The sequence below is a fragment of the Ohtaekwangia sp. genome, from assembly GCF_036786105.1.
In the GTDB taxonomy this organism is placed as follows: Bacteria; Bacteroidota; Bacteroidia; order Cytophagales; family Cyclobacteriaceae; genus Ohtaekwangia.
In genome coordinates this window covers 116,068-133,678 of sequence record NZ_DAIQRQ010000001.1, presented here as the reverse complement: position 1 = coordinate 133,678, position 17,611 = coordinate 116,068, and the positions used below count along the sequence as shown (strand labels likewise).

The following is a 17,611-nucleotide window of genomic DNA, read 5'->3' as shown; positions in this document are numbered from 1 at the left end:
AGGACCTAAATGTATCGAAATGAAAAATTATATACTCCTCTTCTGTGCAGCTTCGCTCATAATAGGCTGTTCTTCAAAAAAGGCCGTTGAGAAAAAATTGCATGAACCTGTTGCTGCTTTATTTGATGCTTCTTTAAAACCGTTTTATCATGGTGTTGCATCTGGCGATCCTTTGCAAGACCGCGTGATTTTGTGGACGCGTGTTACACCTGATGATTCGGTTGCTGAGATCTCCGTTCGCTGGGAAATAGCCACCGATGAGAATTTTTCGTCTCTGGTTAAATCCGGCTCGTTGAAAACAAATCAGGCTCGTGACTATACCGTGAAAGTAGATGTCGATGGACTGCAACCCAATCAATATTACTATTATCGCTTTCATGCGCTTGGAGGTACTTCTCCTACGGGTAGAACAAAGACTATTTCTGCAGATGCATTAGACAGCCTCAAGCTGGCGATTGTGAGCTGCAGCAACTGGGAGTTCGGTTACTTCAACGCCTATAATATTATTGCCGATAAAGAGGTTGATGCACTGGTGCACCTGGGCGACTATATCTATGAGTATGCTACCGGTAAATATGGCGACACAACCATTGGAAGAAGACATTTACCTGCCTACGAAATTGTTTCGCTTCAGGATTATAGAACCCGTTATTCGCAATATCACCTGGATGAAGGACTGCGAAAGGCAGAACTGCGCCATCCGTTCATTACCATTTGGGATGATCACGAAGTGGCCAATAATGTATATATCAGTGGAGCGCAAAATCATCAGCCAGAAGAAGGCGATTTCAATCAACGTAAAGCCGCAGCAAAACAAGCGTACTATGAGTGGCTTCCTATTCGCGAAGGTAATAAACATTACCGTTCATTTACGTTCGGAGATCTTGCCGAGCTCATCATGTTAGACGAGCGTCTTGAAGGAAGAACCATGCAAGCGGATAGTGTTACGGCTCCTGATTTTGAGAGTGACACACGCAGCATGTTAGGAACCGAGCAACTACAGTGGTTTGAAAACTCGTTGAAGAACTCAAAGACAACCTGGAAAGTGATTGGCAACCAAGTGCTCTTTTCTGACTTGGACATTACTGGCATGTATAAAAGTGGCATGCCTAAAAATCTCGATGCATGGGATGGTTATCCGGCAGAGAAGAAACGCCTCGAACAATTTATCCTTCAAAATAAGATCAACAATATAGTCTTTGTTTCAGGCGATACGCATGCTTCGTGGGCGATAGAAACCATGATGGATGCCGGGCAAGGAAAAACAAAGAAGCAACAAGCCATCGCTGTGGAATTAGGCACTACAAGTATATCATCGGGAAATGGAAACGAGGGCAATCCGGATGATTCTGTGAAAACGAAAGAGCAAAAGCTGATGAAGCTGAATCCGCATGTGAAGTATGTAAACAACCGCGATCATGGCTATCTGCTGTTAACGCTATATCCGCAACGTGCAAAAGCCGAATGGTTCTATGTACAAACTTTGCGTGCTGTTGACAACAAAGAAACACTGGGAAAACGATATACCATTGATAAAGATAAACACGTTCTGAAGTAAACTATATTTCGTTTATACAGACGATGAAAAGGTTGCAAATTCTGCAACCTTTTTTGTTGGCTATAGCTTGAACGATGGCACGGTGCTTGCGTTAATATATATAAAAAATGTTCTATGAAAACGCTGCTACCTGTGCTGTTGCTGGCCTCCCTGAGTGCCTTTGGTTATGATTCCGGTATTGCGATTCGTACGGAAAATGGAACGAGTATTTTAGTATCGGTTAATGGAAAGTTATACAATAAACAACCAGGCAAGGTTGTTCGTGTGCGAAGTACTCCCGGCTTATTTCACCTCGAAGTAAAAGTTCTTAATCCCTGGAATAAACAATGGTATGTTGTTCGAAAGAGCGTTCATGTTGAGAAGGGATTTGAATTTCAATATAAAGTTGTTTTTGTAAACAAGCTTAAACCTGAGATCGTGGAAGTAAAGAAGTATCCGATCTATTCGAAATACTTCCTTAATCCCAATCTATATAACCGACATCCGGTTACGTAAACATTACTTTCTTGTTTTGATAAGGATAACAACCAGTAGAATGATTGCTACGAGGGTAAAGAAACTACTGTGCCCAAAGAAAAACGGAAAGTGAAAATTCCAGTCAAAAATCCAACCGATCAGGCCTCCAATGGCTCCCAATATACCACCAATAATTCCTCCAATAGCCCCGATGACGCCACCAAAAATTCCTATTATCAAACCGAACAATCCGCCAACAATTCCGATCCAAAACGGAAACGACAGTACCAATAAAACGGCAATCAATGCAGTGGTTGCCGAAGAGTTTGAGCTGCGAGTTTGCATATAATCAACAAGTTTATAGACGCTGATTAATTTACTACAAAAGGCTTACCTATTTATCAAAACACTGAAAGCAGCGTGCAAAGACATGTTTTTTCATTACGGTACCTGTCTTTTGTCGGCTTTCGAACAGCGCTATTTACGAATATGAACAGTGTGAAAAATAGAAAAGGCCAGATTGCTCCGGCCTCTTCACAGTTTAGGTTAAGGTAAAATCTAGCTACTAGAAAGGATACTCTCCTTTTTCAATTATATAGTTGGCAATTTTTCTTCTGGCTTCTTTCAGGTTGTAAGCATCAATTTTGGTAAAGCGTTTCAAGCCCATCAGCATGAGGCGTTGTTCATCTCCTTCTGCAAAAGATGAAATCGCTTCGCGACCTGCTGCAGCTGCTTTGTTAATCGCGTGATGCAGATATACCAGTGCAAGCTCTTTCTGTATCTCTACTGCCTTCTCTCCTTTCTGTTGAATCAGTTTTTCAACGCGGAGTAAAACAGATTCAGCTACATACGCTTCAATGAGTATATCGGCAAGGTTCATGATGATCTCTTGTTCGTCTGAAAGCTTCATCATAAATTTCTGCACGGCCGCTCCTGCAATCATCAAACCTGCTTTCTTCAGATTCGCCAGCGCTTTCTTTTCCTTCACAAAAATTCCTTCCTCTTCGCTGGCACCAAAATCGGGTATTGCCAAAAGTTCTTTCTGCACAGCCATAGCAGGCGACATCAAATCGATGGTGCCCTTCATAGCGCGCTTCAACAACATATCAATTGTAAGAAGGCGGTTGATCTCGTTGGTCCCTTCAAAGATGCGGTTGATTCGGGCATCGCGGTATGCACGATCCATAGGTCCTTCAGCGGAAAATCCCATACCGCCATATACCTGCACGCCTTCATCGGTTACATAGTCCAGCACTTCAGAACCATGAACTTTCAGAATAGCACACTCAATGGCAAATTCTTCAAGCGCTTTCAAACGGGCCTTTGATGAATCCATTCCTCCTGCTATGAATGCATGGTAAGCATCATCTATATTTTGGCTTGCCCGGTAGTGCGCAGATTCTGACGCAAAAATCTTCACAGCCATTTCAGCGAGTTTATATTTAATAGCTCCGAAAGATGAAATAGAAACTCCGAACTGCTTGCGTTCATTAGCATAGCGTGTAGCCTGTGTTGCTGTCTGCTTGCTACCACCCAGTGCTGCTATACCCAATTTAATACGACCGATGTTCAGAATGTTCACAGCAATCTTGAATCCATTCTCACGCTCGCTCAACATGTTCTCTACCGGAACTTTGCAATCATTGAAGAAGATCTGGCGGGTGGATGATCCTTTTATACCCATCTTCTTTTCTTCTTCATTCATGGTAATGCCACCGAAAGATTTCTCAACGATAAAAGCACTGAGGTTTTTATCGTTATCAATTTTTGCGAACACAACATATACATCAGCAAAACCACCGTTGGTGATCCACATCTTCTGGCCGTTGATGATATAGTGCTTACCATCCGGGCTGAGCACAGCTTTTGTTTTGCCACTATTGGCGTCTGATCCTGAATCCGGTTCCGTTAAGCAGTAAGCCGCTTTCCATTCACCTGTAGCGAGCTTGGGTATATATTTCTGTTTTTGTGCATCGTTTCCATAGTAAAGTATAGGAAGTGTACCGATACCGGTATGTGCAGAAAGTGCAACAGCAACGGAGTGACCGGCTCCAATTACTTCTGCTACAAGCATTGTTGTATTAAAGTCCATTCCAAACCCGCCAAGTTCTGCCGGCACCGATGTTCCCAGCAGTCCCAACTCACCTGCTTTATCCAGAATAGAAGGCATGAGTTGCGGATTTTTCATTGAATCAATTTCATCCAGGCGTGGCCATACTTCTTTTGCAAGAAAGTCTTTACACTGCTGCTGGATCATGCGTTGCTCTTCATTGAATTCTTCCGGTATAAAGATTTCATTGGCGGCAGTGTCGCGGATCAAAAATTCACCACCTTTAATAGCTTGTTTGGTTTCTGTTGCCGTGCTCATAGTTTTACATTTTTGCGATGAGATGCATAAAGCAGGTTCGTCAATCTCATCAAGGTTTTTAAATTTACTTTGATTCTAATACAACTTCGGTGCTCCGTTATACTTCTGTAACATGGGTAAGCGGTATAGCAAATGCTAGAGCAATTCATAAATGCCGGCCACGCCTTGTCCTCCTCCCACGCAGGCCGTTACCATGCCGTACTTTTTCTTTCGTCTGCGCAGTTCGCCAAAGAGCTGCACCGACAAGCGGGCACCAGACGATCCCAACGGATGCCCAACGGCAATGGCTCCTCCGTTTACGTTGAGTTTTGTTTTATCTATACCGAGTTCTTTTACTACAGCAAGAGATTGTGCAGCGAATGCTTCGTTCAATTCAAAGAGATCGATATCATCCAGTTTCAAATCTGCCAGCTTTAGTGCTTTTGGTATAGCAGCCACAGGCCCTATACCCATAATGCGCGGGTCAACACCAGCTACGGCGTAACTTACCAGGCGGGCAATCGGTTTTACATTCAATTGCTTCACCATTCGTTCAGACATTACCACCACAAAGGCAGCACCATCTGAAGTTTGTGAAGAGTTACCGGCTGTAACGCTACCACTCGCAGCGAAAACAGGTTTAAGTTTTGAAAGTCCTTCAACGGTTGTATCAGCTCGAATGCCTTCGTCTTTATCGACAATAAACTCTCTTGTTTTCTTTTTCATGTTCTCATCTACATAAACTTCTTTCACAGTGATGGGAACAACTTCCTCTTTAAACTTTCCTTCCTTCCATGCAGCGGCAGCCTTCATGTGCGACTCATATGAAAACTGATCCTGCTCTTCGCGCGATATCTTGAACTGCTTGGCAACTTCCTCTGCAGTAAGACCCATGCTTGTATAATATGTAGGATGATCTTTCGCGATTGTATAATTAAGGGCCGTTTTAAAACCCATTACCGGAACCAGCGACATAGACTCGGTTCCACCTGCTATAATGACATCAGCCTGGCCAGCATGAATGCGCGCACTGGCGATAGCAATGGTTTCTACACCGGAGCCACAGTAGCGATTCACTACCATGCCTGGAGTATCAATACCTAATGCAAGCAGCGATATCATTCTACCCATCTGCATACCTTGCTCTGCTTCAGGCACGGCGTTACCAACGATGAGATCATCGATCATTTTATTTTCAAGACCCGGAACAGATTTTACAAGATGTTTGATTACATCTGCAGCAAGATCATCTGGCCTTGTAAAACGAAATCCACCTTTCTTAGCTTTACCAACACCGGTGCGGAAACCGGCAACTATATATGCATTCATAGTTTTAATATTTTAGTTTCTCAGTGGTTTGCCACCTGTAAGTATCGATTGAATTCTTTCGAGTGTCTTTTTCTCGCCGGTGAGAGAAACAAATGCCTCGCGCTCAAGGTCAAGCAAGTATTGCTCGCTTACCTCCTGTGGTTGCGAAAGATCTCCTCCACACATTACGTTGGCGATCCATCGTGCAATCTTCATATCGTGATCGCTGATGTAGTTACCCATCCGCATACCCTGTATACCGGCCATGAAAAGTGCCATACCGGTTCTTCCCTGCACTTTAACATTTCTCGCAGGTACCGGCATAGTATAGCCAGCCTCTGCCAGTTCAATTACGGCAGCTTTGGCATCGAGTATTTGCCGATCTTTGTTTACGGAAATGCGATCTTTACTACGAAGTATACCCATGTCTCGTGCCTCTTCGGCAGACAGTGCTACTTTAGCAGTGGCTATATTCATAAACGCATTTTGCAACGCATTCAGTTCTACATCGCCTTCTTCAATGGCATCGCTTACGCGTTTGGTAAGTTCTTTCGTTCCACCTCCACCGGGAATCAATCCAACACCAACTTCCACAAGGCCGATATACGTTTCCGCAGCAGCTTGTGCAAGATCTGAATGCAGCGTCATTTCACAACCTCCTCCCAACGTTCTTCCCTGCGGTGCTACTACAACCGGAACAGAAGAGTAGCGAATGCGCATTACTGAATTCTGAAACTGACGAACCATAAAGTCGATCTCGTCATACTCTTGTTCTATTGCAAACATGAAAACCAAACCGAGATTTGCACCCAAAGAAAAATCTGCACCCTGATGTCCTATCACAAGACCACGGTAATCTTTTTCCGCGAGGTCTATCGCTTTGTTCAAACCTTCTATTACAGAGCTTCCCAATGTATAGCTTTTGCTATGCCATGAGAAGTTGATTACACCATCACCGAGATCAGTAACTTTCGACTCTGCATTTTTCCAGATAATATTATTGCTGAGGTTTTCGAGGATGATAAATTCTTCTTTGCCAGGTATATTTTTATACGACCTGGAAGGTATATCATAGTACTGACGCTTACCGCCTTCAACCTTATAGAACGATTTGTTACCAGAGGTAGCCATGTCGTATACCCATTGCGCAGGTTTATAACCTGCTGCTTCCATTCCCTGAATGGCTTTCTCCACGCCAACTGCATCCCAGGTTTCAAAAGGACCAAGTTCCCATCCGAAACCTGCACATACGGCATCATCTATTTTATAGAGCTCGTCTGCAATTTCAGGTATGCGATTGCTGGCATATTGAAAGAGTCCATAAAAAGCATCGCGATAAAAATCTCCCGCCTTGTCTTTTCCTGCAAGCAACACTTTAAAGCGATCTTTCAGATTATCGATCGTTTTAGTGGTTTCAAGTGTGGCAAATTTTGCTTTGGCTTTTGTTTTATATTCAAGTGTTTTCAGATCGAGTGTCAGGATTTCGGTTTCTCCTTTCGCATTCTTTGATTTTTTATAGAAACCCTGACCGGTTTTATCGCCTAGCCATTTATTTTTTTCCAGCTGATTTACTACCTCAGGCAACCTGAACATCTCACGGCCTTCATCATTCGGAAGTGCAGCGTATAAGTTGTTCGCTACTTTTACCAGTGTATCCAACCCTACAAGATCAGATGTGCGGAACGTTGCAGATTTTGGCCTGCCAATTACCGGACCTGTAAGTTTATCAATTTCATCAACGTTGAGGTCGAATTTGCGCATGGCATCAATCACTTTCAATAAGCCCCATACACCTACACGGTTACCGATAAAGGCTGGAGTATCTTTACAGAGCACGGTTGTTTTTCCAAGATACAGATCGCCATAGTGCATCAGGAATTTAACTACTTCCGGATCGGTATGTGGTGTTGGAATGATTTCGAGTAATTTGAGATAGCGGGGAGGATTAAAGAAGTGCGTACCCGCAAAATTCTTTTTAAAGTCATCGCTTCTTCCTTCGGCCATCAGATGTATGGGTATACCCGATGTGTTGGAAGTAACGAGCGTGCCCGGCTTGCGGAATTTTTCTACCTGCTCATATACTTTCTTTTTTATATCCAGGTTTTCTACAACCACCTCGATAATCCAGTCGTAGTCCTTGATCCTGGCCATATCGTCATCGAAGTTGCCGAGTGTAATGCGCGAGATAAATTTCCTGCTATATATAGGACCGGGACTAGACTTGATCGAGCGATCGAATGAACTCTGAACGATGCGATTCTTTACAGCTTTACTTTCCACTGTAAGACCTTTAACTTTCTCTTCATCATTCAGCTCTTTCGGAGCAATATCAAGAAGCATTACCTGGCAGCCAATGTTGGCAAAATGGCAAGCGATGGCTGAACCCATTACGCCGGAACCTAAAACAGCAACTTTGCGAATAGAACGTTTCATACTATATATTTTGATGAATTCATGCAGCGATGTCACAACTGCACGAAGTTAATTCTCTACTTTTTCGTAAATATTATTTAGTTCGATAATCTGGTTAATGTTTTGAAGCACTTCAAAAAATACTGCCAGTTTGCTTTCGTCTATTTGTTGACGCACTACATTGTTAAATTGAAGTACGGTTTGGCGAGAAACCTCTTTTTTCTTTTTACCGAGGGGCGTGAGAAAAATTCTAACGGAACGCCTATCGGTCGGATCAGGCTCTCTATAGATAAGCTTCTTCTCTTCCATCGTTTTGAGCATGCGCGTAAGGCTTCGTGCTTCAAGTCCCATTAGAGGAGCTATTTTGGTTGCTGCCGTTCCTTCTTCAGAATGAATGTTCAGTAAAACAAATCCGATGGAAGTTGTAATATCATACTTGCCCGCCTGTTGGTTATACATGCGGGCAATAGCATGCCATGCTGTTTTTATATGATGATCTACAGTTTCTTCCCTTCGCATACGTTTGAATGAGGGAGAGCGAAGGTAGAAATTTTTTATTATGCATGCAGAGTATTTTGGGATTTTTTTTGAATCTGCATGGTCTTCGTATTTTAAAGTACACATCAAATCCCGCTATATGGAATTTAAAGAGCTCTTTGGAAATTATGCACAGGTCGGTAGAGTAAAGGCCATTTTAATCCGGCCAGCACGGTTGGAGGCTGTGTTGTTTGTAAAAGAAGTAATGGCTGTGCAAAATAAAGGGTTGACGGGCGATCGATATAAAACTTCGGGCGGCTCCAGGCAGGTAACGCTCATTCAGTTGGAACATTTAAAAGCAGTTGGTTCATTCCTCGGCAGAGGCGCTGTTGATCCGGCCCTTACGCGAAGAAATATCGTGGTTGAAGGAATCAATCTTCTTTCACTCAAAAACAAGCAATTCAAGATTGGGGAAGCAATTTTTGAATATTCCGGAGAATGCCATCCTTGCTCGAGAATGGAAGAAAATCTGGGTACAGGAGGTTATAATGCTATGCGAGGCCATGGAGGCATTACAGCAAAAGTTATTCTGAGTGGTTTGATAAAAGAAGGAGACAATATCTTCCCTTCGATTATTTAATGAGATCAGTGAATAAGTACCTTTTAAGAGAATTCTGTTTATTATTTCCCGATTTTCTGATTTTCAAGCCATTTCAAGGGCTTATTACCTACCTATGGAAATTCATATCGTTAGAGCATAGCCTGCTAACAAATTTCAAATTGTTGATTTAAAGCGCACACCAGCTCAGATTCTTATTCATCAGAAACAAAATAATCTTCATTCCAAAACCGCATTCCGGTATTGTTAGAATGATGTTTTTACCAATGCTTGTGATATTTTCGCGACTTTCGAGTTGTACAGAAAAATTCCGGGTATATTTGAATGGGTAAATCTCGACTGTCTTATGAAACGGTTTTATATCTTTATTTGCTTGCTTTGTGCGACATCAACTACTCTTTTTGCTCAGTTGTCCGGTACAGTTACTGTGGGTACTTCCGGCACCTACCCTGATCTTACCAGCAGTAGTGGGCTTTTCAATGCCATTAATACACAAGGGCTTAATGGAAACCTGATCGTCAGTATTGTATCTGACATCACGGAGCCAGGCACTATTAGTCTAAATCAACGTACTGAATTTGGCGGTCCGTTTCTGATGACGATTCGTCCGAGCACGAATGTTATGCGAACCATCACGGGTGCTATCGGAGGCGGTTCTGCGTTAATCCGCTTTACAGGTGCGGACCGCGTTATTATTGACGGCCGTGATCCTTCCAACAGCACTTTCGATTATACCAATCGCTATCTCACGTTTTCAAATACGTACGTAAATGCTACCCCGGCGGGTGAAGGGATCGTATTCAGTTTTACCGGTGGCGCTATCGACAACTCCCTCCGCTCTATTATTATTGAAGGAAGTGATTACAATGTAAACCGTGGAGTAGTGTACTTCGGCGGGGGTGGAATTACCGGAAATAATAACATTGTAATTGAATACTGTGATATTAAAAACTCCAATAATCGCCCTGCAAACGGACTTTTTTCTTCCGGTTCATCATTGGCTATTCCCAATCAAAATAACATTATTCGCTATAACCATATCTATAATTTCTTTAATACATCGGGTACTGGCTCTGGTCGTGGAATTTTATTGAGCACAAATAATGACAATTGGACTATCGAAAATAATTCCATCTATCAAACCACCGCCATTAGCAGTACATCAAACAGAGACATATACGGTATACACGTTACCAGTGCAGGAACATTCTACATCAACAATAACTACATTGGTGGCGATAGTCCTTTAGCTGCAGTAAGCAGTGCTGCATGGACTTCCACAAATTCATCAAATTATTTTCGTACGCGTCTTCTTTGGATAGAACCGAGTGCAGGTACCGTTACAGCCGAAGTGACAGGAAATACCATTGCAAACATTTCAACTTCAAACACTTCCTCTTCTGCCGATATTTTACTGGCTGGCATTTATGCCAACAACTGCAGCTGCACAATTGAGGATAACTTTATCGGTTCAAAATCCGATGGCACAGGAAGTATAACGGTGACGGATGCAAATGTTGGGGGCACTGTTTCAGGAATCATGGCGGCCGGAACGCAGAGTGTAAGCATTAGCAGAAATACAATTCAGAATTTTTCGGTTTTAAGTTCAGCGTCTACGCCATCAACCTCAGCTTTATTCAGAGGCATAAATATTGACGTATCCAGCAGTACATATTCAACAGTTCTGAAAAATGTAATTGTAAAAAATTCCGTAACCAGTAAACCTACTACCGTTCAGAATATATTTTCCGGCATCAATTGCGGAACGTCTGGCGTAAAAGCCAACATTACTAAAAATGAGATTGGTTCGTTAACCGATAACAGCCTTGCCAACACAGTAACGCTCAATGCATGCACTACCTGTCCTACATTTTATGAGATCAATGGTATAAATGTTAACCCGAGCAATAATGCCAGCATCGTAGATAAAAACAAGATCGGTTACTTATCGGTGGCTGGTGCTACCACAGTTGAACATACACTCAATGGCATCAGCGCAGGTGCTGATGTAGCAACGATTCAGCGCAACACGATTGGTAACCTGACGAGCACTTCCGATCACACTACGATAGCTGGAATTTCTGTGGGAAGCTCTACAACAAATATCGGTGTCATAAATAATATGATCACTCTGGGCAATGGTGTGTCTAATGACGTGGCGATTTATGGAATTTATAATAACGCAACGAATAGTTCAACACTTTCTGTTCTGGCCAACTCAATCGTGATTACAGGAACAGGCAGCGGTGGAAATTCTGATAACACATTCGGTCTCTATCGCAAATCAACAACACCGGTAAATCTTAGCACAAACATCTTCTTTAACAATCGAACCGGTGGCGGAAGTCATTACGCGATCGGAACAAATAGTTCTGGCAATTTCACCCTGACTTCGTCAGACTATAATTTGTTGTATTCGGGAAATACCACAACAACCGGATTAATAGCTTCGACCAGCTATGATTTTGCAAACTGGCAAACGCAAGCTGACGCCAATTCCAAATTCTCTGACCTGGGTACTGTAGCCTCTGCCCCCAATGGAAAGTTTGTTTCCATCAGCGAAGGTGATCTTCGCATACCAGAAGATGGTTCTGCTGTTGTTGATAATAACATTGTTGATCAGGGTGCTTCTGTAGTTACAGAAGATATTGATGGTGCACAACGATTGAACATTCCAGATATAGGTGCCAGTGAAGTGTTGATCACCTGGTTGGGCGGAACTTCAGGAAATGAAACAGATTGGTTTACGGCAAGCAATTGGTCAGGGTCGGTTATACCTTCCTGCGGTGTGCGCGACCGGATTAAAATCAGGAATACAACGTTTCAACCGGTAATTTCTTCGGCCGTTACGGTTAAGGAATTAGTAATCATTGAAGATGCTTCAGTAACACTAACGGGCGGCGCTAGCATTGATCAATGCTCCGATGGTATATCTCCTTACGGTATTGTGGTGAACGGAACGCTCACTGTATCCGGCAGTCAGGCCATAACGCTCATTGGTAATTTTACACAAAACAATACGTTTGTGCCGGGCACAGGAACACTGACTTTTAACGGAACAGGCGCACAGGAATTATCGGGCGATGATACGTACAACGTTTACAATCTCGTGATCGATGGTGGTTCGGCAAAAACGGTATCGCAGAATGTCGTAGTAGATAACCTTATGACGTTCACAAGTGGTATCGTTAACACAACAAGTTCAGGTCATATTATTTTCGGTACTTCCGGCTCGCATAGTGGTGCCAATGATGCTTCTCACATTTCCGGCCCGGCGGGAAAACAAACCAATTCAATTTCAAGCTTTACTTTCCCGGTAGGAAAAGACGGAGTACTTCGCCCGCTTTCCATAACGGCATCGAATACTCCGCTAACAACATTTACGGCTGAATATTTTCCGGTGAGTGCCGAAGGTACATACGGCTCTACGCAAGATGGAACGCTTCAAACCATCAGCAACGAAGAGTATTGGATATTGAGCCGATCCGGAATAACCGATGCCACTGTAACGCTTACTTGGAACGCCAAAAGTGGAGTTTCTGCCAATGCCGGAAGTCCCGGGCGGGCCGATTTGCGGGTAATTCGGTGGGACGGATCGCGCTGGGTAAATCACAGCGGAAATTCGATTACCGGTACACAGAGTGCTGGTTCAGTTACCAGCGATCTGATCACTGCGTTCAGTCCTTTTACATTGGGATCAGAAGATCCTGCCAACCCGCTTCCTGTTAATTTGAAAAGTTTCAAGGCGTATGCAATTGGTGGCCGCATAAAACTTGTATGGACTACAACTACTGAAAGCGAAAATGATTACTTCACCATCGAAAATTCTAAAAACGGAGAAATTTTTCAAGGCATTATAAAAATGCCAGGCAACGGAACAACAACTACAGAGCACACATACATAGCATGGGATAACAATCCGTACAACGGCCTTTCATATTACCGACTCCGCCAGACCGACTGGGACGGAATTTCGAAAACGTATAAACCTGTAACGGTAGAAATTGATGGCGCCTTTTCGGAGCCTGAACTATTCTTATCATCGAATCCTGTGCAGGAAAACGATTTTTCTGTATTGCTCCGATCATTCGGCGAGCAAGCCGCTGTTCAGGTAACGATCATCGATATGTCGGGATACCAGTTAACATCGAAAAATATTCTGGCTGATGAGACCGGAAGTGCTGAAGTTCCTTTCAGCAATAACTTCCCAAATGGTGTGTACATCGTAAAAGCAAGCAACGGTATCAGGTCTGCGGCGCAGAAAATAGTCTTGGCCCGATAAATTTTTATCAGGCGTATTCGCTTTCCATTTTTGCAAGCTGCTGTCGCAGATGCTTTATCTCATCCTGCAGCTCCTGGCGTTGGCGCTCCATGGCTTCATGCGTTGCCTGGAGCTCCTCTGCATTTTGGCGCATTTCTTCTTCCTGCTGTCGAAGGGTGTTGGCCTGCTCACGCGATTCCATTAACATCTTTTCGGTTATCAGCACAGCTTGTTTGTTAAAAAGTATAGCCGCAATGTGCTCAGCCGTTTTTTCTATGAATTCAATTTTATATTGTTCGAAGTTTTCGAATGACGCCATCTCGATGACACCCATTATTTCGTCACGAACTTTTAACGGAACCATTACTACAGAACGCGGTGTGGCTTCTCCTAGACCTGAAGTGATTTTTATATAATCGCGTGGCAACTCTTTGAGATGTATTGTGGATTGCTCCATGACACATTGACCCATGAGACCTTCGCGGATTCCGATGCGGTGCATTTCAAATTTTTTCTTTCCATACGCGTAGGTGGCAATGCGTTCCAGGTAATTTTCACCCTGGTCTTCCTGTGCAATGTAGAGCGCACCTTGGTTTGCACCTACGTATGCTACCAAGTGTTTTAAAATTTTGTCGCCAAGCACTTCTACGGCTTCGGATTCGTTTTTAAGAATGTCGTTGAATTGTGCCGAGCCCTGGTTTATCCAGTTAATGCGATATTGCCGATCATCTGCTTCCTTTAATTTTCGCTGCATGCTAATAATAGATTGTGCAAGCACATCATTGCTGAAGCGTTTGTCATAGACAGCCGTCAGATCGCCTGTACCCATCCGTTCTGCAAAATCGGTGGCTATTTTAAGCCGGTCTATAAATTGGTTGAAAGCTTCCTTGGTTTGACCAATTTCCTCCGAGGTGCGAACGGCAAGTTTCTTCGGGAAAAATCCATTTGCCAGTGCCTGCATGGCTGTTCGTATTTCCTTTATCGATTTTGTGAGAAGGTTGGCGTAGACAATAGCCAGTACTAACCCGGTAATGATCTGGCCAAAGAAGACTATAAACAAAGTAATCTGCGTTCTAAGAATCTGTAGGCCGTTTTTTTCTTTAACAGCCGTGCGAAATATTTCAATCTGGGGTTTAACACGCGCAAAATTCTGGAGAATCTTTCCTTTAATTCCCTCTTGCTGTGTTAATCCTATTTTCGATTCAATTTCTACAACACTGTTAAACTGCGCCTTATACTCATCGATATTTTTTAAAAGATCTGCGGGAGCTCGCTGAAGCTGAAGTTCTGTTACAAACTCATCAAGACGGGCATTAAATTCCTTTTGATACTTGAGGTCCCTTCTCAGGAAGAAATCCTTTTCATGTCTTCGCAGGGTTAACATCGCCACTTTGTTGAACGGATACGATGAGTTTTCCACTATATGGATAGCTTTTCGCAAAGAGCCCTCCAGGCCAAAATCTTTAAAGCCCCGTGCTTTTAACAATGCTACAAGTGCCGAAAATTCTGTTTGAATACTATCGAGCGATGCAGTCAGCATTCGCGTAAGCTGCAGTGTGTTCTCTCCTTCCATCAACTTCGAACCGCTGATGGACTCGATAATGGCCTTTGAGTCGTGTATGCTGCTATTGAATTTATCGATAGAGGCATCATGCTGGTTTTCCAGGAATGTTTTCGATTTATAGCCTTCGTAAATAAATTCTTTTGTAGCCAGATCAATGCTTTCGAGGTGAAGTTTAAGGATATCAACCTGTTCATTTACGTCTTTATAGGCAATAATCCTGTTAATGGAAATGATCGACAACGCGATTAACACAACCGACATCAGTAAAATAGAACCAAATGCCACCAATAGCTTCGCACGTATGCGCAAGCTCAGCACAATTTTTTTCAAGTTCATAAACTTTGGTAAATAGGTTGAGGGGCCCAGTACAAAGAAAAATTGCCTGACCCGGAAGACAGCACGAAAACTGTTAAGCTTTTATTAATTCGGCTAACATCAGCGCATTTTGCAAAAAGATAGGGTTTTGTTTAAAGCTGCGGCTGTTCTGTAAAATCGCCCCGAAGAGTGCGATATCGCTTTCGTGCTTCAGCTGCATACACGCTGCCCGGGTATTTATTCAGGAACTCGCGATAGATTTCCATAGCTTTCTCCTTGTTCCTGAGCTGGCGCTCATAAATTTCACCCTGAAGAAAGAACGCATCGTCTGCCAGAATATCTTGGGGAAACTCTGTTTGTATTTTTTGAAGAAGGGCGAGCGAGTTTTCAAACTCTCCCCGTTTCATGCGGATATTGGCTTCGAGCCAGTAGACATCATCTAAAATCGATTGGTTCGTGAGTGGCTTACCAGTAGATGAATAGCCTTGCTTTAACTTTTCGAGCCGTTGCAGGGCCTCATCAGTTTTATTTTGATACAACAAAAGCTCTACAGAAGCATATTCCTTCAACGCCTCGCCCACGGAATCGAACGCAATGTTTTCTTTGATGCGCATGCTCAGATCAAGTGCATCATTGGCAATCTCGCGTGTTGTAGCCTCTTTCAAAATATCCAGGTGTTCCTGGGCAAGTCTGAAATCGCCTTTATAGTAAAAGAGCTTTGCATTTTTAAGTTTTGCCTCATACCCTACGGGATTTTCTTTTTGTGTTTTTTCGACCTGCGAATACAACAATGTTGATTCCCATGGTTCTCCTTTCAGAAGATAGATATCGCCAAGATCAAGTTTCGCCTTGGAGCGCAAATACGTTGATGTGCGCGGGTTTGCAATCAGCTTATTGAGAATAATAATGGCAGAATCTTTCTGGTCGAGATAATTGGCAAAAAGTGAAGCCTCGCTTCGGGCCGCTTCCAGCGCATTGGCGTTATCAGGATATTGCTTTATAAACTTCTTGTAATCGCTTACAAGCGTTTTTACCGAGTCTGTACTTACCGGATAGGTTTTTCGGAGTCGGGCCTCTCGTGTACGGATAAGCCCCAACGTTGCCATCAGGTAGTTTGGGGTCTTGTTGTACTCGCGAATGATGTAGCGATAAATTTTAGCTGCGTTGTCGTAATCCTCATTGTCTAGTGCTACACGGGCCACTTCCATGCTTTTTTCACCATCGTGCTTGTAGCGTTTGTCGTATGCGCGGGCCTGAACAAATGACGCATAGAAATTTTTTTGCTGCATCGTTACCCATATCAACAAATCGGAGTAAACTTCCACATCTGGAAATTCCTGTACGCGATCGTATAAAAGTTTTTCGAGGCTTGCCAGCTCTTCCGGCTCTGTGAGCAAAGCCTGCATCACGTTCTTCACATATTGAATGTTGGCAGAGGTTTGCGTTACATAGTTCAGGTATTCCTGCACCATTTTATCCTGGTTGCCTTTCAGGCGATAAAGCATGGCCAGATCAAGACTAAAGAGATTCGGATTATTTAAAAAATTTCGGCTTTCCGTTAATGCAAGAATGCCGTAGTCGATGAGTGAACGCGATGAGAAAAATTCTGCCATCATTTTAATGCGTTGCACATTCATTTTATTTTCAGCAATAAGGTCGCGGAAGTAGTGATCAGCTTTTTGCAAATCGCCCGACCGCATATATATCAGGCCCATATCCAGTTTATACTGAATGTTGTCTGGCTCTCTTTTCGATAATTTTTTTAGATAACTCTGTGCTTCATCATATGTGCCCAGATCGAGCAGCGTATTGATGTAGTTGTTATAAATAAAAGAGTTGTTCACATCTTGTTTGGAAAGCTCGCGATAGAGCTCGGCTGCTTTTTTTTTGTCGCCGCGAAGCAGGTATTCATTGGCAAGTTGTATTTCCGATTGGTTTTGAGCAAAGAGAGAACTCCCGTGAAGAAGCACGATTAGGAAGAGCGCAATTCCACGTGTATTATTAATATGTATTATATTATATATATAGTATTTATAATTAGTCATGTCGAAATGTGGATAATTCTCGTTCCCGCCTCTCTGTTGAATGAATGTAGAATTAAATTACGTTTTAAAAATCTCTTTATCAAATGGTTAAGAAGTTATAAACATACTTGAGAGGTGTGGATGACGGAGGTGTGGATAGAAGTTGATGTTAGTGTGTGTTGGTAAGTATGGGTATGTCCACAAGACTGTTTATAACTCTGTAACGTCACCGTTTTGTTAATAGTTTGTCATCGTTTTTCAACATGTATT

11 protein-coding genes are annotated in these 17,611 nt (G+C 42.9%); 4 read left to right on the top strand and 7 right to left on the bottom strand.

Features of this window, described 5'->3' with window-relative positions:
- Nucleotides 1-19 precede the first annotated feature (19 nt).
- Both V7Q33_RS00610 and V7Q33_RS00605 read left to right on the top strand, forming a co-directional pair.
- Nucleotides 20-1,558, top strand: a complete 1,539-nt coding sequence (locus V7Q33_RS00610) for an alkaline phosphatase D family protein (protein WP_333818586.1) — start codon at nt 20-22, stop codon at nt 1,556-1,558.
- A 114-nt stretch (nt 1,559-1,672) separates the two neighbouring features.
- On the top strand, nt 1,673-2,053 hold the full coding sequence (locus V7Q33_RS00605; protein ID WP_331978910.1) for a hypothetical protein: 381 nt from the start codon (nt 1,673-1,675) through the stop codon (nt 2,051-2,053).
- Nucleotides 2,054-2,056: 3 nt separating this feature from the next.
- Here V7Q33_RS00605 and V7Q33_RS00600 read toward each other — a convergent pair whose 3' ends face one another.
- The 5 genes from V7Q33_RS00600 to V7Q33_RS00580 all read right to left on the bottom strand — a co-directional run bounded on the left by V7Q33_RS00600 (nt 2,057) and on the right by V7Q33_RS00580 (nt 8,600).
- Nucleotides 2,057-2,359, bottom strand: coding sequence for a hypothetical protein (locus tag V7Q33_RS00600; RefSeq protein WP_333818585.1), 303 nt, complete (start codon nt 2,357-2,359; stop codon nt 2,057-2,059).
- Nucleotides 2,360-2,579: 220 nt separating this feature from the next.
- Complete coding sequence (locus V7Q33_RS00595; protein ID WP_333818584.1) at nt 2,580-4,382, bottom strand: acyl-CoA dehydrogenase family protein; 1,803 nt, start codon at nt 4,380-4,382, stop codon at nt 2,580-2,582.
- A gap of 135 nt (nt 4,383-4,517) precedes the next feature.
- Nucleotides 4,518-5,690, bottom strand: a complete 1,173-nt coding sequence (locus V7Q33_RS00590; protein WP_331978904.1) for a thiolase family protein — start codon at nt 5,688-5,690, stop codon at nt 4,518-4,520.
- A gap of 12 nt (nt 5,691-5,702) precedes the next feature.
- Nucleotides 5,703-8,102 carry a 3-hydroxyacyl-CoA dehydrogenase/enoyl-CoA hydratase family protein gene (locus V7Q33_RS00585; RefSeq protein WP_331978902.1) on the bottom strand — a complete coding sequence of 800 codons (2,400 nt, stop codon included), beginning with the start codon at nt 8,100-8,102 and terminating at the stop codon, nt 5,703-5,705.
- 48 nt (nt 8,103-8,150) lie between these two features.
- Nucleotides 8,151-8,600: a MarR family winged helix-turn-helix transcriptional regulator gene (locus tag V7Q33_RS00580; RefSeq protein WP_331978900.1), complete on the bottom strand. Its 450-nt coding sequence runs from the start codon at nt 8,598-8,600 to the stop codon at nt 8,151-8,153.
- Between the two features lie 118 nt (nt 8,601-8,718).
- On the opposite strand from V7Q33_RS00580, the gene V7Q33_RS00575 reads away from it, so the two are divergent.
- Nucleotides 8,719-9,198, top strand: coding sequence for an MOSC domain-containing protein (locus V7Q33_RS00575; protein ID WP_331978898.1), 480 nt, complete (start codon nt 8,719-8,721; stop codon nt 9,196-9,198).
- A gap of 325 nt (nt 9,199-9,523) precedes the next feature.
- Nucleotides 9,524-13,459, top strand: a complete 3,936-nt coding sequence (locus V7Q33_RS00570) for a beta strand repeat-containing protein (RefSeq protein WP_333818582.1) — start codon at nt 9,524-9,526, stop codon at nt 13,457-13,459.
- Nucleotides 13,460-13,466: 7 nt separating this feature from the next.
- Here the strand turns inward: V7Q33_RS00570 and V7Q33_RS00565 are convergent, their stop codons facing one another.
- A complete protein-coding gene (locus V7Q33_RS00565) occupies nt 13,467-15,338 on the bottom strand; it encodes a GAF domain-containing protein (RefSeq protein ID WP_333818581.1) in 1,872 nt (623 codons plus the stop codon).
- 131 nt (nt 15,339-15,469) lie between these two features.
- On the bottom strand, nt 15,470-17,362 hold the full coding sequence (locus tag V7Q33_RS00560; RefSeq protein ID WP_333818580.1) for a tetratricopeptide repeat protein: 1,893 nt from the start codon (nt 17,360-17,362) through the stop codon (nt 15,470-15,472).
- Nucleotides 17,363-17,611: the final 249 nt, after the last annotated feature.

Bases quoted from the DNA above. Each gene is read 5' to 3' on its own strand.
- V7Q33_RS00610 (WP_333818586.1), top strand. From the start codon at position 20: ATGAAAAATTATATACTCCTCTTCTGTGCAGCTTCGCTCATAATAGGC.
- V7Q33_RS00605 (WP_331978910.1), top strand. From the start codon at position 1,673: ATGAAAACGCTGCTACCTGTGCTGTTGCTGGCCTCCCTGAGTGCCTTT.
- V7Q33_RS00600 (WP_333818585.1), bottom strand. From the start codon at position 2,359: ATGCAAACTCGCAGCTCAAACTCTTCGGCAACCACTGCATTGATTGCC.
- V7Q33_RS00595 (WP_333818584.1), bottom strand. From the start codon at position 4,382: ATGAGCACGGCAACAGAAACCAAACAAGCTATTAAAGGTGGTGAATTT.
- V7Q33_RS00590 (WP_331978904.1), bottom strand. From the start codon at position 5,690: ATGAATGCATATATAGTTGCCGGTTTCCGCACCGGTGTTGGTAAAGCT.
- V7Q33_RS00585 (WP_331978902.1), bottom strand. From the start codon at position 8,102: ATGAAACGTTCTATTCGCAAAGTTGCTGTTTTAGGTTCCGGCGTAATG.
- V7Q33_RS00580 (WP_331978900.1), bottom strand. From the start codon at position 8,600: ATGCGAAGGGAAGAAACTGTAGATCATCATATAAAAACAGCATGGCAT.
- V7Q33_RS00575 (WP_331978898.1), top strand. From the start codon at position 8,719: ATGGAATTTAAAGAGCTCTTTGGAAATTATGCACAGGTCGGTAGAGTA.
- V7Q33_RS00570 (WP_333818582.1), top strand. From the start codon at position 9,524: ATGAAACGGTTTTATATCTTTATTTGCTTGCTTTGTGCGACATCAACT.
- V7Q33_RS00565 (WP_333818581.1), bottom strand. From the start codon at position 15,338: ATGAACTTGAAAAAAATTGTGCTGAGCTTGCGCATACGTGCGAAGCTA.
- V7Q33_RS00560 (WP_333818580.1), bottom strand. From the start codon at position 17,362: ATGACTAATTATAAATACTATATATATAATATAATACATATTAATAAT.